The 23702-nt window shown below is 65.4% G+C and carries 22 protein-coding genes and 1 other annotated feature; of the genes, 6 read left to right on the forward strand and 16 right to left on the reverse strand.

The window, feature by feature from the left end; genetic code table 11:
- Positions 1–109: 109 nt before the first annotated feature.
- The gene (locus AC3A6I_RS18700; RefSeq protein ID WP_487545376.1) at positions 110–1342 is read right to left on the reverse strand and encodes an AGE family epimerase/isomerase; all 1233 of its coding nucleotides are present in this window, start codon (positions 1340–1342) and stop codon (positions 110–112) included.
- Positions 1343–1450: 108 nt separating this feature from the next.
- Between AC3A6I_RS18700 and AC3A6I_RS18705 the strand changes: the two genes are divergently transcribed.
- Positions 1451–1801, forward strand: coding sequence for a DUF6968 family protein (locus tag AC3A6I_RS18705; protein ID WP_487545377.1), 351 nt, complete (start codon positions 1451–1453; stop codon positions 1799–1801).
- 10 nt (positions 1802–1811) lie between these two features.
- Here AC3A6I_RS18705 and AC3A6I_RS18710 read toward each other — a convergent pair whose 3' ends face one another.
- Positions 1812–2798: a serine hydrolase domain-containing protein gene (locus tag AC3A6I_RS18710; RefSeq protein ID WP_487545378.1), complete on the reverse strand. Its 987-nt coding sequence runs from the start codon at positions 2796–2798 to the stop codon at positions 1812–1814.
- Positions 2799–3112: 314 nt separating this feature from the next.
- On the opposite strand from AC3A6I_RS18710, the gene AC3A6I_RS18715 reads away from it, so the two are divergent.
- Entirely contained in the window at positions 3113–3646 is a 534-nt protein-coding gene (locus AC3A6I_RS18715; RefSeq protein ID WP_487545379.1) for a dihydrofolate reductase family protein, read from the forward strand.
- Between the two features lie 173 nt (positions 3647–3819).
- Here the strand turns inward: AC3A6I_RS18715 and AC3A6I_RS18720 are convergent, their stop codons facing one another.
- From AC3A6I_RS18720 to AC3A6I_RS18770, 11 genes are all read right to left on the reverse strand, one after another.
- A complete protein-coding gene (locus AC3A6I_RS18720) occupies positions 3820–5166 on the reverse strand; it encodes a phospholipase D family protein (RefSeq protein WP_487545380.1) in 1347 nt (448 codons plus the stop codon).
- Between the two features lie 69 nt (positions 5167–5235).
- Positions 5236–7392 (reverse strand): sodium-translocating pyrophosphatase, encoded by a 2157-nt coding sequence (locus tag AC3A6I_RS18725; protein WP_487545381.1) that lies wholly within the window; start codon positions 7390–7392, stop codon positions 5236–5238.
- Positions 7393–7555: 163 nt separating this feature from the next.
- Positions 7556–7861: a DUF167 family protein gene (locus AC3A6I_RS18730; RefSeq protein WP_487545382.1), complete on the reverse strand. Its 306-nt coding sequence runs from the start codon at positions 7859–7861 to the stop codon at positions 7556–7558.
- A gap of 8 nt (positions 7862–7869) precedes the next feature.
- The gene (locus AC3A6I_RS18735; RefSeq protein WP_487545383.1) at positions 7870–8163 is read right to left on the reverse strand and encodes a YggT family protein; all 294 of its coding nucleotides are present in this window, start codon (positions 8161–8163) and stop codon (positions 7870–7872) included.
- Positions 8164–8267: 104 nt separating this feature from the next.
- Positions 8268–8876: a DedA family protein gene (locus tag AC3A6I_RS18740; RefSeq protein WP_487545384.1), complete on the reverse strand. Its 609-nt coding sequence runs from the start codon at positions 8874–8876 to the stop codon at positions 8268–8270.
- 135 nt (positions 8877–9011) lie between these two features.
- Entirely contained in the window at positions 9012–10826 is a 1815-nt protein-coding gene (gene typA / locus AC3A6I_RS18745; protein WP_487545385.1) for a translational GTPase TypA, read from the reverse strand.
- Positions 10827–11194: 368 nt separating this feature from the next.
- The gene (locus AC3A6I_RS18750) at positions 11195–11581 is read right to left on the reverse strand and encodes a VOC family protein (protein WP_487545386.1); all 387 of its coding nucleotides are present in this window, start codon (positions 11579–11581) and stop codon (positions 11195–11197) included.
- Positions 11582–11624: 43 nt separating this feature from the next.
- Positions 11625–12230 carry an RNA polymerase sigma factor gene (locus tag AC3A6I_RS18755; RefSeq protein ID WP_487545387.1) on the reverse strand — a complete coding sequence of 202 codons (606 nt, stop codon included), beginning with the start codon at positions 12228–12230 and terminating at the stop codon, positions 11625–11627.
- A 58-nt stretch (positions 12231–12288) separates the two neighbouring features.
- Positions 12289–14412: a putative bifunctional diguanylate cyclase/phosphodiesterase gene (locus tag AC3A6I_RS18760; RefSeq protein ID WP_487545388.1), complete on the reverse strand. Its 2124-nt coding sequence runs from the start codon at positions 14410–14412 to the stop codon at positions 12289–12291.
- A gap of 273 nt (positions 14413–14685) precedes the next feature.
- The gene (locus tag AC3A6I_RS18765; protein WP_487545389.1) at positions 14686–15912 is read right to left on the reverse strand and encodes an argininosuccinate synthase; all 1227 of its coding nucleotides are present in this window, start codon (positions 15910–15912) and stop codon (positions 14686–14688) included.
- Positions 15913–16022: 110 nt separating this feature from the next.
- On the reverse strand, positions 16023–16511 hold the full coding sequence (locus AC3A6I_RS18770; RefSeq protein ID WP_487545390.1) for a GNAT family N-acetyltransferase: 489 nt from the start codon (positions 16509–16511) through the stop codon (positions 16023–16025).
- 82 nt (positions 16512–16593) lie between these two features.
- Between AC3A6I_RS18770 and AC3A6I_RS18775 the strand changes: the two genes are divergently transcribed.
- The 3 genes from AC3A6I_RS18775 to AC3A6I_RS18785 all read left to right on the forward strand — a co-directional run bounded on the left by AC3A6I_RS18775 (position 16594) and on the right by AC3A6I_RS18785 (position 20003).
- Positions 16594–17241 (forward strand): LysE family translocator, encoded by a 648-nt coding sequence (locus AC3A6I_RS18775; protein ID WP_487545391.1) that lies wholly within the window; start codon positions 16594–16596, stop codon positions 17239–17241.
- 145 nt (positions 17242–17386) lie between these two features.
- Positions 17387–18238: a 23S rRNA (adenine(2030)-N(6))-methyltransferase RlmJ gene (locus AC3A6I_RS18780; RefSeq protein ID WP_487545392.1), complete on the forward strand. Its 852-nt coding sequence runs from the start codon at positions 17387–17389 to the stop codon at positions 18236–18238.
- A gap of 168 nt (positions 18239–18406) precedes the next feature.
- Positions 18407–18462: a sequence feature (sul1 is cis-regulatory element that is thought to sense ions involved in sulfur or methionine metabolism; They are found in Alphaproteobacteria), on the forward strand.
- Between the two features lie 56 nt (positions 18463–18518).
- Positions 18519–20003, forward strand: a complete 1485-nt coding sequence (locus AC3A6I_RS18785; protein ID WP_487545393.1) for a SulP family inorganic anion transporter — start codon at positions 18519–18521, stop codon at positions 20001–20003.
- A gap of 90 nt (positions 20004–20093) precedes the next feature.
- On the opposite strand, the gene AC3A6I_RS18790 is transcribed toward AC3A6I_RS18785, so the two are convergent.
- Together AC3A6I_RS18790 and AC3A6I_RS18795 are read right to left on the reverse strand one after the other, a co-directional pair.
- Positions 20094–20513 carry a GNAT family N-acetyltransferase gene (locus AC3A6I_RS18790; RefSeq protein ID WP_487545394.1) on the reverse strand — a complete coding sequence of 140 codons (420 nt, stop codon included), beginning with the start codon at positions 20511–20513 and terminating at the stop codon, positions 20094–20096.
- Positions 20513–21211 (reverse strand): HAD family hydrolase, encoded by a 699-nt coding sequence (locus AC3A6I_RS18795; RefSeq protein WP_487545395.1) that lies wholly within the window; start codon positions 21209–21211, stop codon positions 20513–20515. The genes AC3A6I_RS18790 and AC3A6I_RS18795 overlap by 1 nt, the downstream gene beginning before the upstream one ends.
- A 90-nt stretch (positions 21212–21301) precedes the next feature.
- On the opposite strand from AC3A6I_RS18795, the gene AC3A6I_RS18800 reads away from it, so the two are divergent.
- The gene (locus tag AC3A6I_RS18800) at positions 21302–22480 is read left to right on the forward strand and encodes an MFS transporter (RefSeq protein WP_487545396.1); all 1179 of its coding nucleotides are present in this window, start codon (positions 21302–21304) and stop codon (positions 22478–22480) included.
- On the opposite strand, the gene rlmN is transcribed toward AC3A6I_RS18800, so the two are convergent.
- The gene (rlmN, locus tag AC3A6I_RS18805; protein WP_487545397.1) at positions 22470–23693 is read right to left on the reverse strand and encodes a dual-specificity RNA methyltransferase RlmN; all 1224 of its coding nucleotides are present in this window, start codon (positions 23691–23693) and stop codon (positions 22470–22472) included. The genes AC3A6I_RS18800 and rlmN overlap by 11 nt on opposite strands.
- Between the last annotated feature and the right edge of the window lie 9 nt (positions 23694–23702).

The following is a 23702-nucleotide window of genomic DNA, read 5'->3' on the forward strand; positions in this document are numbered from 1 at the left end:
AGCGGAAGCGTCTGACGAAGGCGCGCGGCTGGTGCGTGGGGCCACCCCCACCCACCCGCTACGCGGGTCCCCCCTCCCACAAGGGGGAGGTGGGGGCCGGTGCTTGTGGCTACGCCCTGGCGGCGAGGATGCCTTTGGTGAGGCTGCCTTCGGCGGGGTAGAGCGGGATCAGGCAGGCTTGCAGGGCGTGGTAGATGTCGGCCTTGCCGGCAAACAGCGAATAGGCGGGCTGCATGTTCTCGGTCAGCTGCTCGTGCCAGCCGCCATTGTCGAGATCGAGATGGTGGCGGGCGATCACGTCCCAGATCTTGCGGTACCAGGTCTCGTGATACTGCGATGGCCGGTGGGCGATGAGGAAGGCGGCGGCGCCGATACCCTCGGCGGCCGGCCACCAGAGCTTGTGGCGCAGGTCCGGCTGATCGTTCCAGTCGAGATTGTAGAAGAAGCCGCCATACTGGTTGTCCCAGCCGAGCGTCACGGCCTGGCGGAACAGCGCTTCGGCGGCGTCCGGCATCCAGGCGTGGCGCTTGCCGCCAAGAGCCCAGAGCTGCAGCGTGAGGCGGGCCCATTCGAGCGAGTGACCGGGCGTGGTGCCGGGCGGACGGAACATCTGGTCGCCGGCATAGGCCTTGTCGACGTTCCAGCCGGCGTCGAAGTGCTCGGCCACGCGAAAACCGTTCTCGCCGGCGCGGCGGCGGATGATCAGGTCGGCGATCTGTTCGGCCTTGTTCAGGTATTCAGCATTGCCGGTGGCCTCGAAGGCGGCCATCAGCGCCTCGGTGAGGTGCATGTTGGAGTTCTGGCCGTGATAGTCGGAAATCACCGACCAGTCGGCGTTGAACTCCTCGTCGATGGCGCCGTGCCGGGCGTTCCAGAAGCGGATGTCGATCACTTCGGTGACGTCGGCGATCATCTGGTCGGCCAGCGGATGGCCGACGAGTTTTGCACTCGAGGCGGCGAGCAGCACGAAGGCGTGGCCATAGCCTTGCTTGCGACCATTGTCGGCGGCGCCGTTATCGTCCACGGCCCAGAAATAGCCGCCACGCTGGGCGTCGCGGTGGACGTTCCACAGGTAGGTCATGCCGTGGTCGACGATCGGGTCGGAGCCTGGCCGGCCGAGCAGGCTGGCGATGGCGAAGCTGTGCACCATGCGCGCCGTACCGTGGATGCCGCGCACCTGGTTGATCGGCCGGATCGGCTTGCCGCCGACATCGAGATCGTAGAAGCCGCCCGAGGGATTGACGCTGCGATTGCCGTAGAAGGCGAACAGCGCCTCGGCCTGATCGCGCAGCCACTGGCGGTGGTAGGGGCGATCGAGCCACGGAGTGGGGTTGGTCGGCATGGTGCTCCCTCGGCTTTTGGTTGGCACTAGGGCTAGCCGACGAGCAGGCGGGCGGCAATATAGCATTGCGTCACCGAGTTATCGCCGCGACCACACCTGGGCTAGAGCATGATCATCGCCACACGAACACTCACGGTCAGAACCAAGAGCGGCAGCGAAGCACAGGTCATCCTCCGGCTGTTCCTGCCCGTCGCGATCGGCAACGATTGGGATTGCCGATACGAGATCGATTGGCCCGAGGATGGATGGCCTGCCCGTACCGTCAAGAGTCACGCAGTCGGCTCGGACGCGCTGCACGCGATACAATTGGCAACGCAAAAGCTCGGCGTGGAACTGCACATGACGAGCTACCATCGCGATGGCACGATGCGTTGGGAGCACTGGGATGGCTATGGCATTGCCCTTCCGAAGGAAGGTCGCGACCTGATGCGCGGCGACGACGCCAAATTCTACGGCTGATGCGGCAAGCTCAATTGGCCGGAGGGCTGGTGGAGTTCCAGGCGCCATAGAGCGTCGAGTGCAGCAGCGGCATGTTCTCGCCGGCGCGATAAACCACCAAACCGTGCTGCGGCATCAGATAGAGCATCTGGCCGCCTTGGCCGAGCAGGTACGTGAACGGGCCCTGCAGCGCCTGACCTTCGCGGTCGAGCACGTTCTGGCGGATGTGGGCGCCGTAGTGATCCACCTGCAGCTCGCTCAGCGGCACATCAAGCCCCATGAACTCGCGCCAGAGCGGGTCGGGCAGGAAGGGCGCGTCCGGGCTGCCATTGGCGCTGAGGTAAAGGCCGATGCGGATCCAGTCGCGGGCGGTGGCGTAGATGCAGCAATAGGCCGAGACCGGCAGGCTGGCGGCGGGGCGACGCCACGTGGCGGCGCCGGCCATGGCCGGCTGCCATAGCTTTTCGGCCAGCAGCTGTTCGAGCGGACGGTCGTAGAGGCGCTCGAGGATTTCGCCGAGCAGCGCGGTGTTGACGTTCTGGTAGTTGAAGGCCTCGTCATCGGTGGTGGCGACGCGCAGGCCGGTTTCGATGGCGCCGAGGCCCTGGAAATGCAGGCGCGCCAAGGGGCCGAACGGGTTTGGCGTCGTGTCGCTGTCCTTGCCCGAGGCGGTGCCGAGCTTGCTCTCCTCGTCGAAATGGATGCCGGCGCGCATGGCGAGCAGCCGCCGCAGCGTCACATGCGCGATGCCGCGATCGTCGGGCAGCAGATCGCCGAGCGTCTGGTCGAGGCTTTGCAGCCTGCCTTCGGCCAGCGCCTTGTAGATCAGCGCGCCGACAAGGCTCTTCGCCATCGAGAACGAGTTGAAGCGGGTGGTTTCGTCGGCGCCGGCCTCGTAGTGCTCGAGCGCCAGCCCGCCATCGCGATAGACCAGCAGCGCCTTGCCGCCCTTCTCGGTAAACGTGGTGGCCAGTTCGGGGACGAGCGGCGTGGTCGCGGCGCTCGCGGTGACGTGCAAGTCGGCTGGCGTCGGGGCGCCGGCGATCTCGGCATAAGCGCCGCGGCCGGACCAGGTGAGGGCGGGAAACCCTCGAGCGCCAGCGAGGGCAGGTAGGGCGCATAGGCGAGCGCTCCACCCAGAAGGATCACCACGGGCAATCCCAGACCCAGCAGCACCCTGCGCATCGTCGATGGATTTTCCCCTTGCCCCGCGCGAATGGGTGGCAGGCTGCTTGGGCTGAATTTGGGCAGGCCGCATCGACCTCGAAATGGACACTGACATTGCCGCGCCGCCAGTATTGTTAAGTGATGGCTTAACCGATTGAGGCGCGCATGAAAACGCTGGTGACGACGCATTGGATAACGCTTGACGGCTATGTCGCCGGCCCGGGCGACTCCATGGACTGGATCAGGGCTGACGACGATCTTCGCGACTACGAGCTGGCGCTGGTCAATGCCGCCGACACGCTGCTGCTCGGACGCGCCACCTACGGGGATTTCCTCGGCTACTGGCCGGCCGTCGCCCGCGACCCCTCGGCCGAGCCCTCGCAACGGGCCTACGCCCAGCGGCTCGACCAGATGCACAAGGTGGTGGCGAGCCGCACGCTCACCGAAGGCACCTGGCCAGAGACGACGGTGATCTCCGACCTCACGGCGGAAAGCGTGGCCCAACTGAAGGCGGGCGAGGGCAGCATCGTCGTCTACGGCAGCGTCACCGTGGTGCGCGAACTGATGCGGCTGCGGCTCGTCCACCCGCTAACGGTGGGCGGCGGCACGCTGCTGTTCGATACGCGCGTCGAGCTCGAGCCGACAAGGCAGCAGGTCTTCGCGAGTGGCGTGACCCTGATGGTGCTGAGACCGGCCTGACGCCGAAACAGGAAGCCCGGGAACGCTCCCGGGCTCGCGCTGTCGATGCTGTGGGGGCTAGGCCTTGTCGGCCGCGATGATCCGGTAGCCGGCCTCGGCCAGCTTCTATGCCATGTGCGTGGTGGGGGAGCGCGATCTTTTGTCGCTTTAGGGTCGGGCACCATGCGTCGGGGTTATTCTACGTGGATCGTGACGTCGTATCCTAAGGAACGCAGGGCTTTGGACGTCCTACCGTTCCGGGGGGGAAACTTGTCAGGTAGCGCCCATCCAACCACCTCACCGAGGGCGCTGATTCCAAGACCTTGGATTTTCCACATTGGGTCGCTCACCGCCTGCCAAAGTCGCTCGGGTAATGCGGCCTCAGGGCCGCCATACAAGACGAACGCGAGCATCTCGGTGACTCGCTTGCCGCCGGCTGATTTCGACAGCCAGATTCGGGAGGACAATGCCCTGACCTTATGAGGGATGCGGTATCGAGTTCCGTCATCAGGAAGGTTAACCGACGCATTGGGTACCCGCCGGGCGTAGTCGACGATTGCGTGAATACCCAAGCTGACCTCGAGGAATTTCTCTTTGTCCATGCCTGAGAGCGAAGACTCGGAAAGTGCTGACCTAAGGAATGGCGCAGTAGTGCGTATCATATGGTCTTCGGTTTTGGGTGCTGACGGCAGTTTCGCCCACCACTCCATGGCCTCAGTTACGGCTTGTTCCCGGTCGGTCCTGTTTTTCTCGTAATGTATCTTATAGTTCGCACGCCGACCGTCGAATGTCCGCTCATAGTAATGTGCATGCAGAAATTGATCCGCTTGGGCACCGACCGGAGCACTCTCATCAATCCAGGAAGGGCGATAGCGAGCTTGGCTAACGTTTGCGCCGATGTCTCTGAGGTCTTGGAGGGTGGCATGCCACTCCGTGAGGAATCTTTCACGGCTCCTCTCGCGAGCATTTGCTTTGCCGGTTTGAGCCAGCCCTGGCCAACGTCTAAAGCTCGGGCTTTTCCAAAAAACAGTATCGTTGACCTCTGCCCTTGTTAGCTCCGCTTCGCGAGCGAGCATCACTCGATAGAGTTCTTCAGTGAGCGGGGTCGCCTTTGATTCGAGAGTCTCGAACAGCGCAAGAATTCCGTCCGCCACCACATCGTCGACCTCATCTTCCAAGAAGAAGCAGCCGGCTTCAATACCCCTGTACCATGCCGTCGTGGTCAGGTTTGCTGAGCCAATGTAAAGCCCGTAGCCGCGCCACCAGATGACCTTCGCGTGATGAAGCTCAACCAGATTGCAGACAAAGTTAGGTGACCTCCTATCGAGAAATCGTCGCAGGATGGTAGCGGGCACTGGCACGCTCTCGTCTAGGCGGCCATAGAATTTAAGGGGGATGCCGTTATCGAGGCACCAGTCGAATAGCAGAGTGCTGTCGGCGGCGTAAGCGACCGCCGCTAGGACCTCCGACGTTGCTGCCGCCGCCACCTCAGTAATGTCCCGCAGATACTCGCCATTTACCCCTCCAAGAACTAACCGCATGGACCCTCAGCTGAAAAAAAGGCCCAACCGGAGTTGGGCCTGAGAAAACCTGGAGCGTTGGTCGAACCGCTACACCCCGCCCCCGAGATGCGCCAGCACCGCGAGTAGCAGTAGCGCGACGATGTTGGTGATCTTGATCATCGGGTTGACGGCTGGGCCGGCGGTGTCCTTGTAGGGGTCGCCGACGGTGTCGCCGGTGACGGAGGCCTTGTGGGCGTCCGAACCCTTGTAGTGCTTGACGCCGTGGCTGTCGGTGAAGCCGTCCTCAAAGCTCTTCTTGGCGTTGTCCCAGGCGCCGCCGCCGGCGGTCATGGAGATGGCGACGAAGAGGCCGGTGACGATGACGCCCATCAGCATGGCGCCGAGCGCCGAGAAGGCGGCGGCGTTGCCGGCGATCCAGTAGATGGCGACGAAGACGACGATGGGCGAGAGCACCGGCAGCAGCGAGGGGACGATCATTTCCCGGATCGCGGCCTTGGTCAGCATGTCCACGGCGCGGCCGTAGTCGGGCTTGTCGGTGCCGGCCATGATGCCGGGCTTTTCCTTGAACTGGCGGCGGACTTCCACCACCACCGATTGGGCGGCGCGGCCGACGGCAGTCATCGACATGCCGCCGAACAGGAACGGCAGCAGGCCGCCGTAGAGCAGGCCGACCACGACATAGGGGTCGGCAAGCGAGAAGCTGAGATTGCCCAGCCCCTGGAAGATCGCCGGGGCGCCTTCCTGGGCGGAGAAATACTGCAGATCCTGGGTGTAGGCAGCGAACAGCACCAGCGCGCCGAGGCCGGCCGAACCGATGGCATAGCCCTTGGTGACGGCCTTGGTGGTGTTGCCGACGGCGTCGAGCGCGTCGGTGTTGTGGCGCACTTCCTTGTCGAGGCCGGCCATTTCGGCAATGCCGCCGGCATTGTCGGTGACCGGGCCGAAGGCGTCGAGCGCGACGATCATGCCGGCCAGCGCCAGCATGGTGGTGACGGCGAAGGCGATGCCGAACAGGCCCGCGAGATTGTAGGTGACGATGATGCCGACGACGATGACGATGGCCGGCAGCGCGGTCGATTCCAGCGAGACCGCGAGGCCCTGGATGACGTTGGTGCCATGGCCGGTCACCGAGGCTTCGGCGATCGAGTTGACCGGGCGCTTGTTGGTGCCGGTGTAGTATTCGGTGATGACGATAATCAGCCCGGTGATGACGAGGCCAGCAATGCCGCACCAGAACAGCGACCACGGCGTGAACTGCTTGCCGCCTTCGATGCCGAGCTGCGCGTCGAGCCCGCCGAACACCCAGGCGAGGGTGGGCAGCAGCACGATCAGCGAGAGCACGCCGGTAGCGACGAGGCCCTTGTAGAGGGCGTTCATGATGTTGTTGTCGCCACCCAGCTTCACGAAATAGGTGCCGATGATCGAGGTGATGACGCAGGCACCGCCGATGGCGAGCGGCAGTACCATGCCGGCGAGCTTGAACGCATCGGGCAGGATGATGGCGGCCAGCACCATGGTGGCGACGGCCGTCACCACGTAGGTTTCGAACAGGTCGGCGGCCATGCCGGCGCAATCGCCGACATTGTCGCCCACGTTGTCGGCAATGGTGGCCGGGTTGCGCGGATCATCCTCGGGGATGCCGGCTTCCACCTTGCCGACCATGTCGCCGCCCACGTCGGCGCCCTTGGTGAAGATGCCGCCGCCCAGACGGGCGAAGATCGAGATCAGCGAGGCGCCGAAGCCGAGGGCGACGAGCGAGTCGATGACGGTGCGGCTGGTCGGCTCGAGGCCGAGGAACTGGGTCAGCACGATGAAGTAGAGCGTCACGCCGAGGAGACCGAGGCCGGCGACGAGCAGGCCGGTCACGGCGCCGGACTTGAAGGCGAGGTCGAGGCCGCCGGCCAGCGATTTGGTCGCCGCCTGCGCCACGCGCACGTTGGCGCGCACCGAGACGTTCATGCCGATGAAGCCGGCCGCGCCGGAGAGCACTGCGCCGATGAGGAAGCCGATGGCGGCGTAGGCGCCGAGCAGGAAGAAGGCGAGCACGAAGATGACCACGCCGACGATGCCGATGGTGGTGTACTGGCGGCGGAGATAGGCGGAGGCGCCTTCACGCACGGCGGCGGAAATCTCCTGCATGCGGGCCGAGCCCGCATCGGCCTTCAAGAGGCCCTGCGTCGTGACGACGCCGTAGACGATAGAGAGCAGACCGCAGACCACGATCGCCCATAGCAATAGAGTCATAGAATTATCCCTCGGTGTGACGACACCGGGGGGCGCTCCATAGTTGCAGCAGCTTGGTGAGCCACTCCTCCTCGCCCCCGGAGTTCGCGTGCGTTTCTTGTGCCAAAACGCCGCAGTTGGTGCAATGGCGTTGTCATATTGGGGGTGGGCGGCCGGAGCGGCCTCAGCTCAGGGCCTCGAGCGCGGCGACGATCGCTTCGGTCGCACCGGCGACCCGCACGGTCTTTTGTCGGGCCGTGTCGCCGGACACGAGCGTGATTGCAGATCTCGGAACGCCGAGCGCCTTGGCCAGCAGCGCGATGACGGCGGCGTTGGCCTTGCCCTTGTCGGGCACCGCGGTCACCCGGATGCGCAGAACCGTGCTGCCGTCGTCGCGGGTTACGGTGCCGTCGATACGGTCGGCGCCGGCATTGGGGGTGACGCGCAGGAAGACCAGCACGCCAACCGGTTCGGGCCGGTAGGCCGGCATAAAGACGCCTAGAACAGGCGGCCGACAGCCCAGGAGGCGAGGAGGTTCTGCAGGAAGAAGATGATGACGAAGACGATCAGCGGCGACAAATCGAGGCCGCCCACCGGCGGGATGATGCGGCGGATGGGACGCAGGATCGGCTCGGTGATCTGGTTGAGGACGCGCCAGACCGAGTTCACGAACTGGTTGCGGGTGTTGATCACGTTGAAGCTGATCAGCCAGCTCATGATGATCATGATCAGGAAGATCCACCAGACGATGTTCAGGATGAAGCTCAGCGTCTGCAGAATGGCAAAGGTCATTGTGCGCCCTCGGGTTCGTCGCCCTATTTAGGGGGCGGCACGCCGAGCGGCAAGCGGTCGCGACGATTTAGCCTTGCAGGGCGGTGGGTTGGGCCCCAGCGCGCTCAGGACTTGGCGCCGGTCGGGCGCCAGGTGATCAGGCGGTAGACGTAGTAGAAGACGCAGAGGCCGAGGACGATGGTAGTGCCCGGGTCGAGGAAAATCTCGACCGCCTCGTAATGTTCGGCGAGCAGGAAGCCGGCCCCGATGAGGATGGTATTCCACATCAGCGCGCCGAGCGTCGAGAACAACAGGAACTGCCAGAGCGGCATGCCGGCGAGGCCGGCGGGGACCGAGATCAGCGTACGGATCAGCGGGATCAGGCGGCCGACGAAGACGATGGCCGGGCCGTAGCGATGGAACCAGCGGGTGGCGGTGTCGATCTCTTCGGCATTGAGGGTGAGCCAGCGGCCGTAGCGGTCGGCGAGCCAGCGCAGGCGATCGAGGCCGAACAGGCGTCCGGCAATGTACCAGGGCAGCATGCCGACCACGGCGCCGGCCGTCGCGGTGATCAGCACGAGCCAGAGGTTGAGCTGGCCAGTGGCGGCGGAATAACCGGCGAAGGGAATGATCAGCTCGGAGGGGATCGGCGGGAACACGCTCTCGAGCAGCATCAGCAGGAAGATGCCGACATAGCCGAGGGAATTGATGGTCTCGATGATCCAGGTGGCCATGGGTGCTCCGGGCGGTGCCGTAGGAGAGGTCGCATGGATCCCCGGGTCAAGCCCGGGGATGACGACGGTGGGGAAGGCCCAAGCGAAGATCCCCGCTTTCGCGGGGATCACCGGAACCTGAAGCGGCTATGTGCCTCAGCTCGCTTTGGCGGCGCGCATCATCTTCTTGCGCTCGTTGGGATCGAGGGCGATCTTGCGCAGGCGGATCGACTTGGGCGTGACTTCCACATACTCGTCGTCGGCGATGTAGCCGAGCGACTGCTCGAGGGTGAGCTTCTTGGGCGGGGTCAGGCGGACCGCCTCGTCCTTGCTCGTGGTGCGGATGTTGGTCAGCTGCTTGCCCTTCAGCGCATTCACTTCGAGATCGTTCTCGCGGGTGTGCTCGCCGATGATCATGCCCTCGTAGATGTCGACGCCGGGGTCGATCATCATCGGGCCGCGGTCCTCGAGGTTCCACATGGCGTAGGCCACCGACTGGCCGGTGCCATTGGAGATCAAGACGCCAGTGCGGCGGCCCGGGAGGGCGCCCTTGTAGGGCTGGTACTCGTGGAACAGGCGGTTGAAGATGGCGGTGCCGCGGGTGTCCGAGAGCAGTTCGGGCTGGTAGCCGATCAGCGAGCGGGTGGGCACGTAGAAGCGGAGGCGCGTGCGGCCGACGCCGGAGGGGCGCATGTCGACGAGGTCGCCCTTGCGCTCGGTGAGCTTCTGCACGACGACGCCCGAGTGCTCGTCATCGACGTCGATGATGACTTCCTCGATCGGCTCGAGCTTGACGCCGTTCTCCTCGCGCAGCACGACCTTGGGGCGGCCGATGGTGAGCTCGAAGCCCTCGCGGCGCATGTTCTCGATCAGCACGGCGAGCTGGAGTTCGCCGCGGCCGGCGACGTCGAAGCTGTCGTTGTCGTCGCCCTCGGTGACGCGGATGGCGACATTGCCCTCGGCCTCGCGCAGCAGGCGCTCGCGGATGACGCGGGACTGCACCTTGTCGCCCTCGCGGCCGGCCAGCGGGCCGTCATTGATGCGGAAGGTGACGGACAGGGTCGGGGGATCGATCGGCTTGGTGGCGAGCGGCTCGTTCACCTGCGGGATGGTGATGGTATGGGCGACGGTGGTCTCCTCGAGACCGGCAATGGCGACGATGTCGCCGGCTTCGCCCAGGTCGATCGGGGTGCGCTCGAGGCCGCGGAAAGCGAGGACCTTCGACACGCGGCCCTTTTCGATTTCCTTGCCATCGCGGCTGAGCGAGTGGACGGGGTCACCGGCCTTGACGGTGCCGGAGGTGATGCGGCCGGTCAGCACGCGGCCGAGGAAGGGGTTGCGCTCGATGGTGGTGACCAGCATGCGGAACGGGCCTTCTTCCACCTTGGGGGTGGGGACGTATTCGACCACCTTGTCGAGCAGCGGAGCCATGTCCTCGCGCTTGCCGTCCGGCGTCTCGGCCATCCAGCCATTGCGGCCAGAGCCGTAGAGCACCGGGAAATCGAGCTGCTCGGGAGTTGCGTCGAGGGCGATGAAGAGGTCGAAGATTTCCTCGAGCACTTCGAGGTGGCGCTCGTCGGGACGGTCGATCTTGTTGATCGCGACGATCGGGCGGAGGCCCTGGGCCAGCGCCTTGCCGAGCACGAACTTGGTCTGCGGCATCGGGCCTTCGGAGGCGTCGACGAGGATCACGACGCCATCCACCATGGAGAGGATGCGCTCGACTTCGCCGCCGAAATCGGCGTGGCCGGGCGTATCGACGATGTTGATGCGCGTGTCCTTCCAGACCAGCGAGGTCACCTTGGCCAGGATGGTGATGCCGCGCTCGCGCTCAAGGTCGTTCGAATCCATCGCCCGCTCTTCGACGCGCTGGTTCTCGCGGAAGGAGCCGGACTGCTTCAGCAGGACGTCGATGAGCGTGGTCTTGCCATGGTCGACGTGGGCAATGATTGCGATGTTCCGCAAGGACATGAGGGGGCGGCCGATCGGTTTTCCGGGAAGGTAGCCGCGCCCCATATAGGACAAGGGTCACATTCTCAAGACAATTCCCCGAATGGCAGGGTTGCGAGGGGTGAGGGCGCCCTCCGGTTTTTGCCCAGCGCGATTGCGCTCCCGAAGGCACCCTCACCGGCATGACGTTCGGTCAGCGGCGAAATCGACACCGGGGAGAGAAAAGCTTCAGCCTAGAGCGTTTCACGGTCCAAACGATCCATAAACTCCGGTGTCATTCCCGCGAAAGCGGGTATCCAGCGGCCGCATGCTTGGTGCCCCAACTGGGTTCCCGCTTCGCGGGAATGACATTGTGGGTGGGGCGCCGCCGCGGTCCGATCGTGAGCGCTCTAGCCCTTGAGCGAGCGCGGAAACTCGCCCGACTGGTAGAGGCCGAGGCCAAAACCGTCCGGATCGAGAAAATCGGCGCTCCAGCCGCCGGGGGCTTCGCTGACCGGAGTGACGATGGTGACGCCCCTGGCGGCGAGATCGGCAACGACGTCATCGATGCCGCCGTCCTCGATGGTGAAGACGATGGCCGGGCTGTCGCCGCGCTTGGCAGGCATCTCGAAGAAGACGAGCTCGAGGCCGCCGGCGAGATTGCCCTGCAGCCAAAAGGGTTCGGCGCCCTCCATACGCTCGAGGTCGAGGCCGAGGGTCTCATTGTAGAATTTCTCGGTGCGCGCGATGTCGCTGACATAGAAGACGATGCTGGCGGATTGCGGCTTGAAGCTCATGGGGGACCTCCTGTGTTTCGTTCCCGACAGCTGGTTGCCGCCGTCACGGCTTTTGTGAGTGCCGTGAGAGGTGTCGCAGTACAAAAAGATGCCCATCGGGATCGTGCGAGGCCAAGGTGCCGCCTTGCCGCAGCAGCAACGGCAACAGCGCATCGCGGATGCGGCCATAGGCGAGATCGAGGTTAAGCCCGGGCATGCCGGGCGGCATGTGGATGCCGGCGGCGCGCAGCCTCGCCTTGAGGCTGGAGATGCGCTGGCGCAGAGCGGCATCCTCCAGGCGCAGCAGGTAGGCGATCTCGCGGCGGTTGTGGCCGGTGAGGGCGAGGAGGACCACCGAACGCAGCGCCGCGGGCAGGCCCGCGAGGATCAGCTGGATGGGAAGGGCCGGTTCGGGGATGCCATCGTCCGCTGCAAGCGCGGCCCAGGCGGTTTCACGATGGCGCCGTCGGGTCGAGCCGCGCGCTGCCATGCGCGCTTGGTTGCGCACGACGCCAGTGAGCCAGCGGCCGGTACCGGGGTCGGCGAGATCGCTTCGCCCGGCGACGACAGCGGCGAGCAGCGCCTCCTGCACGACATCCTCGGCAGCACCGGGATCGCCGCATTCGCGGCGCGCGATGGCGCAGAGCTGGGCATAGCGATGGGGACGCATCAGCAGAGATTGGCAAGTCCGGCCGGCGCGGGCAACCGTGCCGAGGCCGGCCCTGTCGTCACGAAACGCGCTTGAGCCGCGGGCGGGCTTCCTCGGCCAGCATCTGGAGCGCGGCGTTGGCGCTAACGGGCGGCGAGAACAGGAAACCCTGCACCTCGCTGCAGCCCTGGGCGCGCACGGCCTCCAGCTGCTCCTCGGTCTCGATACCCTCGGCGGTGGTCGACATGCCGAGCGACTGGCCGAGCCCGATCACCGCCTTGATGATGGCGATGGCGTCGCCCTTCGATTTCAGGTCGCGCATGAAGGAGCGGTCGATCTTGATCTTGTCGAAGGGAAAGCTGCGCAGGTAGCTGAGCGAGGAATAGCCGGTGCCGAAATCGTCCATCGAGATGCGGACGCCGAGCGCGCGCAGCCTGTGCAGGGTTTTCAGAGTCTGCTCGTTGTCCGACAGCAGCAGCGACTCGGTGATCTCGAGCTCGAGCCGCGTCGGCGGAAGGCCGCTTTCGCGCAGGGCGGATTCGACGGTCTCGTAGAGGCGCTTGTTCTTGAACTGCACCGCCGAGAGGTTGACCGCGACGCGCACGCCGGCGGGCCAGGCGACCGCGGTGCGGCAGGCTTCGCGCAGCACCCACTCGCCGATCTGGACGATAAGGCCGGTTTCCTCGGCGACAGGGATGAACTCGGTGGGCGAGATCATGCCGCGCTCGGCGCTCTCCCAGCGCAGCAGGGCCTCGAAGCAGGTGACCCGGTTTTCCTTGAGCCCGATCAGCGGCTGGTAGACGAGGCGGAGTTCGCCACGGGCCAGCGCCAGGCGCAGGCCGGCCTCGATGGCGCGGCGCTTCTGGATGGCGGCATCCATGCCGCTCTCGAAGAAGTGGTAGGTCGAGCGGCCCTCGTTCTTGGCCTTGTAGAGCGCGAGGTCGGCATTCTTCATCAGGGTCTCGGCTGTCATGCCGTCCTGCGGCGCCATGGCGATGCCGACCGAGGTGCCGATGACCAGCTGGTGGCCGTCGATAGTGAAGGGGTTGGAGGTCGCCTTGACGATGCGGTCGGCGATGGCGGCGGCCTCGGAGGGCGCCTGGATGTCGCGCAGCAGCAGGGCGAACTCGTCGCCGCCGAGGCGCGCCAGCACGTCGTTTTCGCGGGTCGCGCCCCACAGGCGGGCCGAGACCTGCTGTAGCAGCTTGTCGCCCAGCGAGTGGCCGAGGGTATCGTTGACGGACTTGAAGTGGTCGAGGTCGATGCAGAGCACGGCGATGCGCTCACCGCGCAGCAGGCCCGGCTCCGCCGCTTCCATTTCCTCGAGGAACTGCACGCGGTTGGGCAGCTGGGTGAGTGCATCGTGGCGGGCGAGGTGGCGGATACGCTCTTCCTGCTGGCGCTGCTCGGTGATGTCCTCATGGGTAGTGACCCAGCCGCCATCCTTCATCGGATGGTGCTGCATCATGATGGTGCGGCCGTTGAGCTCGTGGATGTTCTTGCCGTACTCGCCGCGCTCGATCATCTCGCGGCGCCAGCGGATATAGGCATCGCGGTCGGTGCCGGCCTGCATGCCCTCGTCGAACAGGTGGCCGAGAATGTCGTCGAGCGAGGTGCCGGCGGCAAGCAGGCGCTCGGGCAGGTTGTAGATGCGCTGGTAGGGCTGGTTGCAGATCACCAGCCGGCCCCTGGCATCGTACATGCACAGGCCCTGGCTGATATTGTTGACCGCCGCGTCGAGGCGCAGGTTCTGGTGCTCGAGCTCGAGGCGGCGCTTCTGGACGATCTCGGAGGTCTCGATTTCCTCGGTCACGTCCTCATGGGTGACGACCCAGCCGAGGCCGGGCGAATAGACGTGAGCGGTCTCGACCCAGCGCCCGGCCGCGAGCCGCTCGCGCACCTTGGCGCGGGCGCCGCCGCGATTGGCGAGCAACTCGAGCTTGTAGGTGGAGAGGAACTCGTCGGGCGACTGGTCGGGGTGATTGCCCAGCTCGGAGGACAGGCGGACGATGGCCTCGAGCGTCATGCCCCGGCGGACGCGCCTGCGGGGAAAGCCGTAAATGTCGAGATAGTGCTGGTTGAACAGCACCAGCTTGAATTGCGGCGACCAGACGCAGAAGCCGTATGGAATGGATTGCAGCGCCGCATCGAGGAGCAATGCGTCGGCGGCCTTCTGCACCGGATCGATCGGAAGCGCCGTCACTTCTGGTCAGGCCCCCAAATAACCTCAAAATCAGCCCGCGACGCTAGCTGTGGGGGGTTAAGAACGCTTTAAGTGCAAGGGCTTCGCTTTACTGGAGCAGGTTGGGACCGGTCAGCGGAGAGACCATTTTCGCGCGGAGTCATTCCCGCGAAAGCTGGAACCTCTGTTTACCGGAGCGCGCAACCAAACGGAGATCCCCGCTTTCGCGGGGATGACCCGGTGGCCAATTGCGTCCAAAGTGAACACCCCCGTGGGTCGGAGGAACGTCTGTGCCTACTTGCCGGACGTCTGGATGCGGCGGGCGGCGTAGGTCTTGAGCCTGAGGCCGTTCAACCGGATGAAGCCCTCGGCATCGTGGTGATCATAGGCCACGGCGCCTTCCTCGAAGGTCACGAGGTCCATGTTGTAAAGCGAATAGGGCGACTGCCTGGCGATGACGCTGGCCGAACCCTTGTAGAGCTTCACCGTCACTTCACCGGCGACGAATTGCTGGCTCTTGTCGATCAGCGCCTGCAGCATTTCGCGCTCGGGCGAGTACCAGAAGCCGTTGTAGATGAGCTCGGCATATTTCGGCATCAGCTCATCCTTGAGATGGGCCTCGCCGCGATCGAGGGTAATCGACTCGATGCCGCGATGCGCGACCAGCAGGATAGTGCCGCCCGGGGTCTCGTAGAGGCCGCGCGACTTCATGCCGACGAAGCGGTTCTCGACCAGGTCGAGCCGGCCGATGCCGTGCTTGCCGCCGAGCTCGTTGAGCTTGGTGAGCAGCGCAGCCGGCGAGAGCTTCACGCCATTGACCGAGACCGGATCGCCCTTCTCAAAGCCAATGGTGATGATTTCGGGCTCGTTGGGCGCGTCCTCGGGGTCGACCGTCCGCTGGGCGACATAGTCGGGGGCCGGGATAGCCGGGTCCTCGAGCACCATGCCCTCGGACGAGGTATGCAGCAGGTTGGCGTCGACCGAGAAGGGAGCTTCGCCGCGCTTGTCCTTGGCAATCGGGATCTGGTTCTTCTCGGCGTAGGCGAGCAGCGCCGTGCGGCTGCGCAGGTCCCATTCGCGCCAGGGGGCGATGACCTTGAGGCCGGGCGACAGGGCGTTGGCGGTGAGCTCGAAGCGAACCTGGTCGTTGCCCTTGCCGGTGGCGCCATGGGCAATCGCATCGGCGCCGGTTTCCTCGGCGATCTCGACGAGGTGGCGGGCGATCACCGGGCGGGCGATCGAGGTACCGAGCAGATACTGGCCCTCATAGAGCGCGTTGGCGCGGAACATCGGGAAGACGAAATCGCGCACGAACTCCTCGCGCACATCGACGATGCGGATGTCCTTGATGCCGAACATCTCTGCCTTCTTGCGGGCCGGCTCCAGCTCCTCGCCCTGGCCGAGGTCAGCCGTGAAGGTAACGATCTCAGCCTGGTAGTGCTCCTGCAGCCATTTCAGCATGATCGAAGTGTCGAGGCCGCCAGAATAGGAGAGGACGATTTTCTTGATGTCTTTGCTCATTGCATCGCTTCCGAGGGACGGCGCGAACGGAGGCGCGCCAATGGGGCCGGAGAGGCCCGGAAATCGGCGCGCACCCTATTCAAGCGGCCTCGCAAGCGCAACCTTGCGCTTCAAGCGGGCTTCAGCATCACGTAGTCGGTGAACTGATACGGGCCCATCTGCACCGGCACGTGCTTTTCGACCTCGAAGCCCTGCGAGCGATAGAAAGCGATGGCGGCGGCGTTGCCGTCATTCACATAGAGCGCCACTGGCAGGTCGGGGCCGAAATGCGCGCGAGCCGTGGCGATCAGCGCCTTGCCAAGGCCGAGCCCGCGGGTCTCGGCGAGAAGATAGAGCTTCTTGATCCAGACGCGGCCATCGGCGCGGTAGGCGGAAGCGAAGCCGACATCGCGGCCGTCGATGCTGGCAATCCAGTAGCAGTGACCGCGCTCGGTGATATCGGCGGCGAGCGTATCGAGGGCGTAGATCTCGGCCAGCATGCCAGGGATGCGGTCGGCGGGCAGGATGCCGGCAAAGGCTTCGGGCCAGATGCGGTGGGCGAGGACGGCGACGCGCGACAGGTCGGGCTGATCGATGGGTATGATGGCGAAGTCGGTCATGGCGCCATACTCGTCCGCTGCAGGCGGGGCTGGCAAGCGCGGGCAGAGCGTGTCACACACGGGCCAAACCCACAGGTGCGCCATGCCAGCCTTTATTCCCGATCTGCCGGTCATGCTGGCCTTTGCCGTCGCCACCTTCGTCCTGATGATCACTCCTGGTCCGGACATGGCGCTGCAGATGAGCCGGGCGATCAACTACGGCCGGGCGCATGGGCTGGCGGCGATGTTCGGCGCGATGACGGGGATCATGGTGCATACCACCCTGGTGGCGTTCGGCATCTCGGTGCTGATCCTCGCGGCGCCGCCGCTGTTCATGGCGCTGAAGATCGCGGGCGCCTTGTACCTGATCTGGCTGGCCTGGCAGGCGGTCACCGCGGGCGGCGGCCTGCGGCTCGCGGAAGCGGGAAAGAAGTCGCCGACGCTGTGGCAGAGCTACGTGACCGGGGTGGGCATCAACCTGCTCAACCCCAAGGTGGTGCTGTTCTTCGTGACCTTCCTGCCCCAGTTCGTCGATGCGCATGATCCGGCCGCAGCGGGCAAGCTGCTGTTTCTGGGCGCGCAGTTCGTGGTGCTGTCGATCCCGCTCGGCGTGCTGATCGTGTTTGCAGCCGAATGGGTTGCCGCTGCATTCAAGCGCAGCAAATGGGTGGAGCGGGCGCTGAACTGGAGTTTTGCGGCAATCTTCACGGCGTTCGCAGCGACTATTCTCACGGCGCAGGCGAGGCACTGATGCGCTTCGTACCTGCCACCATCACCGGGTCATTCCCGCGCAAGCGGGAATCCCTGTTCGTGGGCCCCGATGGTCAAACGGGGATCCCCGCTTGCGCGGGGATGACACCGTGGGTGGGGCGGTGTCCGCGAAGAGGAGTGGCCCCATGAACTACTCGCACGCCTTCCATGCCGGGAATTTTGCCGATGTGATGAAGCACATCGTGCTGACCCGGCTGGTCGAATACCTCAAGAAGAAGGATGCCGCGTTCCGGGTAATCGATACCCATGCGGGCATCGGGCGCTACGACCTCACCGGCGAGATCGCCAAACGCTCGCCGGAATGGGTGGATGGGATCGGGCGGCTGATGAAGACCGAGCTGCCACAGAAGGCGCAGCCGCTGGTCGCGCCCTATCTCGACGTGATCCGCGAGCTGAACCCCGAGGGCGGGGTCGGCATCTACCCCGGCTCGCCGCTGCTGGTCAGAAAACTGTTCCGGCCGCAGGACCGGCTGTCGGCGCTCGAGTTGCATGTCGACTACGCTGATCGGCTCGGCAAGCTGTTCGAGGGCGACATCCAGGTGCGGGTGATCCATCTCGATGGCTGGCTGGCGCTCAACGCGCATGTGCCGCCCAAAGAGAAGCGCGGGCTGGTGCTGGTCGATCCGCCCTTCGAGGAAAAGGGCGAGTTCGACCGCATGGTCGATGGGCTGATGAAGGCGCACAAGAAGTTCGCCGGCGGGCTCTATGCGCTGTGGTACCCGCTCAAGGATACGCGCGCGGTGCACGATTTCATCTCGGCGCTGCGCGACACCGGCATTCCCAAGATGCTACGGGCCGAAATCTCGATCCGGCCGGCGGAGAACCCGCCGCGGCTGCACGGCTCGGGGCTGATCCTCGTCAATCCGCCGTTCACGCTCGAGGGCGAGCTGCGCGTGCTGCTGCCGGCGCTGGCGCAACTGCTCGGGGATGCCGGGCAGGGCCGGCACAAGCTCGAGTGGCTGCGCGGGGAAGAATAAGGGGTAGCCGAGAGACTGCACCCCTCACCCTAGCTACGCTAACTCGCTGCGCTCGAAGCTGCGCTACCCTCTCCCCTGAGGGGCGAGGGGACGGGCAATCGCTGCATCAGTTCTCCAAAGGTGCACTTGCGCGGTACCGCAACCTGCGGCAATAGGTTCGGCATTCATCACGGACCCGGTGCAATCCCGGGTGGCTCTTCCGGCCGCCGATCCGCCGGATAACCGCGCAGACCTTTTCGACGGCATTGCCGCGCCTGCGCAGTTGAAAAATCTGACATCGATGTTCTCCCTGACCTCGCTCCGCCGGACCTGGTTCGGCAATGTTCGTGCCGATTTCCTGTCCGGCCTCGTCGTCGCCCTGGCGCTCATTCCCGAAGCCATCGGCTTTTCCGTCATTGCAGGGGTCGACCCCAAGATCGGGCTCTATGCCTCGGTGGTGATTGCCACCGTCATCGCTTTTGTCGGCGGACGGCCGGCGATGATCTCGGCAGCCACCGCGGCGACGGCAGTGCTGATGACCGGCCTCGTGCGCGACCATGGCGTGCAGTACCTGTTCGCGGCGACGATCCTGATGGGCGTGTTCCAGATCGTTGCCAGCTGGCTCAAGCTGGCGCGGCTGATGCGTTTCGTTTCGCAATCTGTAATGACCGGCTTCGTCAACGCGCTGGCGATCCTGATCTTTCTCGCGCAGCTGCCGCAGCTGATCGGGGTGACGCCGGCGACGTACGGGCTGATCGCGCTGGGGCTGGCGGTGATCTACCTGTTCCCGCGGGTGACCCGAGCGGTGCCGTCGCCGCTGGTGGCGATCGTGGTGGTCACCGTGGTAGCGGTGGTGTTCGGGCTCGATATCCGGACGGTCTCGGACCTGGGCGAACTGCCGAGCGCGCTGCCGAGCTTTGCGCTGCCGCAGGTGCCGCTCACGCTAGAGACGCTGCAGATCATTGCCCCGATCGCGTTGACGCTCGCGGCGGTGGGCCTGCTCGAATCGCTGCTGACGGCCCAGATCGTCGACGACATGACCGATACCGGTTCGAACAAGCATCGTGAAACGGCGGGGCAGGGCATCGCCAACATTGCCTCGGGCCTGTTCGGCGGCATGGGCGGCTGCGCCATGATCGGGCAGTCCGTGATCAACGTGAGCTCGGGTGCACGCGGGCGGCTGTCGACGATGGTGGCGGGGCTGTTCCTGCTCGTCTTGCTGGTGCTGCTGCAGGATCTGCTCGCCATCGTGCCGGTCGCAGCGCTGACGGCGGTGATGATCATGGTGTCGGTCAACACGTTCAAGTGGCGCTCGATCGTCGAGCTCAGGATCAATCCGGTGCCGTCTTCGATCGTGATGCTGGTGACGGTGGTCACGGTCGTGGTGACACACGATCTGTCGCTTGGCGTGCTGGCCGGCGTGCTGCTGTCGGGCGTGTTCTTTGCCGGCAAGGTGTCGCGGCTGAGCAGCATGAGCTCGGAGCTCAGCGCCGACGGCAAGGCGCGGACCTATCGCGTGGCGGGGCAGGTGTTCTTTGCCTCGGCGGGGGCATTTACCGAGGCGATCGACCTGACCGAGCCCCTGGAGCGGCTGGTGATCGATGTGCACGAGGCGCATTTCTGGGACATCTCGGCCGTGGCGGCGCTCGACAAGGTGGTGCTGAAGGCACGGCGGCATGGCATGGCCGTCGAGGTGATCGGGCTCAACGAGGCGAGCGCGACCATGGTGCAGCGGTTTGCGACGCACGACAAAGCAGGTGTGGAGCCGGCGACAGCTGGGCACTAGCTGCACCGGTAGGCGTGGCCGCCCCTCCACCAGCTTCGCTGGTCCCCCTCCCCCGCCCCGCGGGGGAGGATCAGGAGAGATCGCGCCTTCCTAAAGATCGAACTCGTAGTAGTGCATGTGGTCGGATTTGCCGCCGATCTTGCTGTACAGGCCGTTGGCCTCGAGATTGTCGAGCTCGGTACCGAGCCAGGCTTCGCGGCAGCCGAGTTCGCGGGCCCAGTCGAACATGGCCTCGACCATGCGGGTAGCGATGCCCTGGCGCAGGTGGGTGGAGGCGGTGCCGACCTCGTCGACATAGAGCTCGGTCGCCTTGTCCGGGTGGCGGTGGATGACGGCGGCGCACTGGCCGACGATGGTTTCGCCGTCGAAGGCGAGGATCATCAGGTGGCCGGGCTCGCTCAGGTAGGCTTCGAGTCGCTCGGGATGGATCGGTTCATCGAATACTGCCGGGGCGATATCGCCGAAGTCGAGCTCGTCGCCGGGCTGCATGCGCTTCAGATGAATGGTCATCAGCCGATCTCCTCGATCAGGGGCAGGACGGCGGAGATTTCGGGCAGGCGGCGGAAGCGGGCGGCCCCGGCCGGCTCCTCATCGAGGTCCATCGACCAGACATATTCGGAGGGCACATGAATGCCCCAGGCGCCGGCGGCGAGCGCCGGGACCACATCGGCACGCATGGAGTTGCCGATCATCATGGCGCGGCCGGGGCCGTCGCCATGGCGGGTAAAGATGCGCTCGTAGACCGGCTGGGTCTTGTCCGAGACGATCTCGATCTCCTGGAAATAGGGCAGCAGGCCGGAAGCGGCGAGCTTGCGCTCCTGGTCGAACAGGTCGCCGCGGGTGACGACGAGCAGCTTGTGCGAGCCGGTGAGCGCCGCGAGCGTCTCGCGCACGCCGGGGAAGGGGGTGACGGGGTGGATCAGCATGGCACGGCCGAGCTCGATGATCTCACTGATCAGCGGGGCGGGCACCTTGCCGTCGGTGACGGCGATGGCGGTTTCGACCATCGAGAGGGTGAAGCTTTTCACGCCGAAGCCGTACTGGCCGACATTGGCGATCTCGGTGTCGTGCAGGCTGGTCGCCGCCTCGAGCGGTTCGGCATAGTCGGCCAGCAGCTCGACGAAGCGGTCCTTGGTGGCGACGAAGTATTTCTCGTGGTGCCAGAGCGTGTCGTCGGCGTCGAAGCCGATGGTGGTCAGATGCGTCATGGTATCCTTGTGGCGCCGGAGGGCGCCCGATAGATGTAGTGCTCCCACCTCTCCGCGTCCAACGCGGGGCTTCTCTCAGGATCGTCAATCGTGTCGTTCAGTTCCAGCCTCGCGCTGTTGCGCGTGCCGTCCTTTTCGCCGGCCGTGCTCGCGATCCTGCTGACGATCCTCGCCGAGGCGGTGGCGGGCAGCTACATGACGCTGCTGGCAGTGGAAAAGATCGGCATGTCGCCGCTGGAGCTGGGCCTGTTCCTGACGCTCGGCGCCGCATCGGGCATCGCCGTGACCACCTGGTTCGGCCACATGCACGACAGGCGGCCGAAACTCTGGCCGCTCTACCTGTCGCTGGCCGCCAAGGTGATCGGCTTTGGCCTCTGTGCCGTGGTGGCCGAGACCTGGGCGCTGCTGCTGATTGCGCTGGTGCTGCTGGGGCTGAGCAGTGCCTCGTTCGCGCTGCTGTTCGCCATCGCCAAGGGCTATCTCGACCTCGCAGGCGGCGATGCGCCGGAGCGCGGCATGGCGAGCCTGCGCATGACCTCCTCGCTCGGCTGGGCCATCGGCCCGGCGATCGGCGCCGTGCTGGTGGCATCGCTCGGTTTCGAGGGCGTCTATATCGGGGCGGCGGTCATGGCGCTGATCGGGTTCTTCGTGGTCATCGGCGCGCGCGTCCGGCCGCAGAAGGAGCCGCCGGCGCAGGCCCGGCTGACCTGGGACGTGATCCGCGCCGCGGCACCCGGGGCTTTCGCGCTCACGGCATTCCATACCGCCATGTTCATGGGCGGCAATGCGATGACCATCATCGTTGCCACCGAACTGGGCAGCGGGGTCGATGTCGGCCTGATGTTCAGCCTCTGCGCCGCCGTCGAAGTCGTGATCATGGGCGCCTTCGTGGTGCGTCCGGAACTGACCCACAGCCGGGCGCTGCTGATCGCCGGCTTCGGCATGTTCGCGGCCTATCACGTCCTGCTGGTCATGGTGCCGTCGCTCGGTGCGTTCTATGCCGGCCAGCTGCTGCGCGCCGGGGCGATCGGCATCGTCAGCATCGTGGGCATGGCGAAATTGCAGCAGATGCTGCCGGGAAGGGCGGGGGTGGCCTCGGCGCTCTACGGCAACACCATGAGCGCGGCGGCGCTGATCTCCGGGCTCGGCACGGGGCTATGGGCCAACGCTTTCGGCTACTGGTCGATCTTCTGGGTCAGCGCCGCGCTGTCGGTGCTGGGCGGCATCGTCATGGTGCGGCGACCGAAATCGGCTGCTACTACGCCGTGAGCGCGTCGCGGTCCTTCTTGCTCAGGCGCTCGGTGGCGCTCTTGAGCTGCCCGCAGGCGGCGAAGATATCGCGGCCGCGGGGGGTGCGGACCGGCGAGGCATAGCCGGCCCGGTTGACGATGTCGGCGAACTGCTCGATGCGCGACGAGGTCGAGCATTCGTAGTTGGTGCCCGGCCAGGGGTTGAACGGGATCAGGTTGATCTTGGCCGGAATGCCCTGCAGCAGCCGCACCAGCTCCCGCGCGTCGGCATCGGAATCGTTGATGTCGCGCAGCATCACGTATTCGAAGGTGATGCGCTTGGCGTTGCTCAGGCCGGGATAGTTGCGGCAGGCCTCGATCAGCTCTTTCAGCGGATATTTCTTGTTGATCGGCACCAGCATGTCGCGCAGCTCGTCACGGACGGCGTGGAGCGAAATGGCGAGCATGACGCCGATCTCGCGGCCGGTCGGCTCGATGAAGGGAACGACGCCGGAGGTCGACAGCGTGATGCGGCGCTTGCTCAGCGAAATGCCGTCGTCGGCGGAGGCGATCAGCAGGGCCTGCTTGACGTTGTCGTAATTGTAGAGCGGCTCGCCCATGCCCATCATCACCACATTGGTGATGGCGCGGCTGTCGCCTTCCGAACCACCCGAGCCGCGGGGGGCGGGCACAAGGCCATCGGTGGGACGGACACCGCCGGGGAAGTCGCCCAGCCGCTCGCGCGCCATCAGCACCTGACCGAGGATCTCTCCTGCGGTGAGGTTGCGTACCAGCTTCTGCGTGCCGGTGTGGCAGAACGAGCAGGTGAGCGAGCACCCGACCTGGGACGAGACACATAGTGTTCCGCGGTCTTCCTCGGGGATGTAGACCGTCTCGACATCGACAGGCGGCAGGCGTGGGTTCTTGGGGTCGCGGAAGCGGAACAGCCACTTGCGCGTGCCATCCACCGAGACCTGCTCGGTGACGATCTCGGGGCGGTCGAGTAGGAAGGTGTCAGCCAGCTTCTGCCGAAAGCCCTTCTGGATATTGGTCATCCGCTCGAAATCGGTGACGCCGTGGTGGTAGATCCAGTTCCACAGCTGCGAAGCGCGCATCCTGGCCTCGCGCTCGTCGAGCCCTATGCCCATCAGCGTCTCGCGCAGCTGCGGCTTCATCAGGCCGACAAGCGACTGCCGCCCGGACTGCGGGCGGTCGGGATGGGCGATGTGATCGAGGTCGAGGGCGAAGCTCACGGTGCGGGT

The organism is Devosia sp. Soil_C_22, assembly GCF_057657195.1.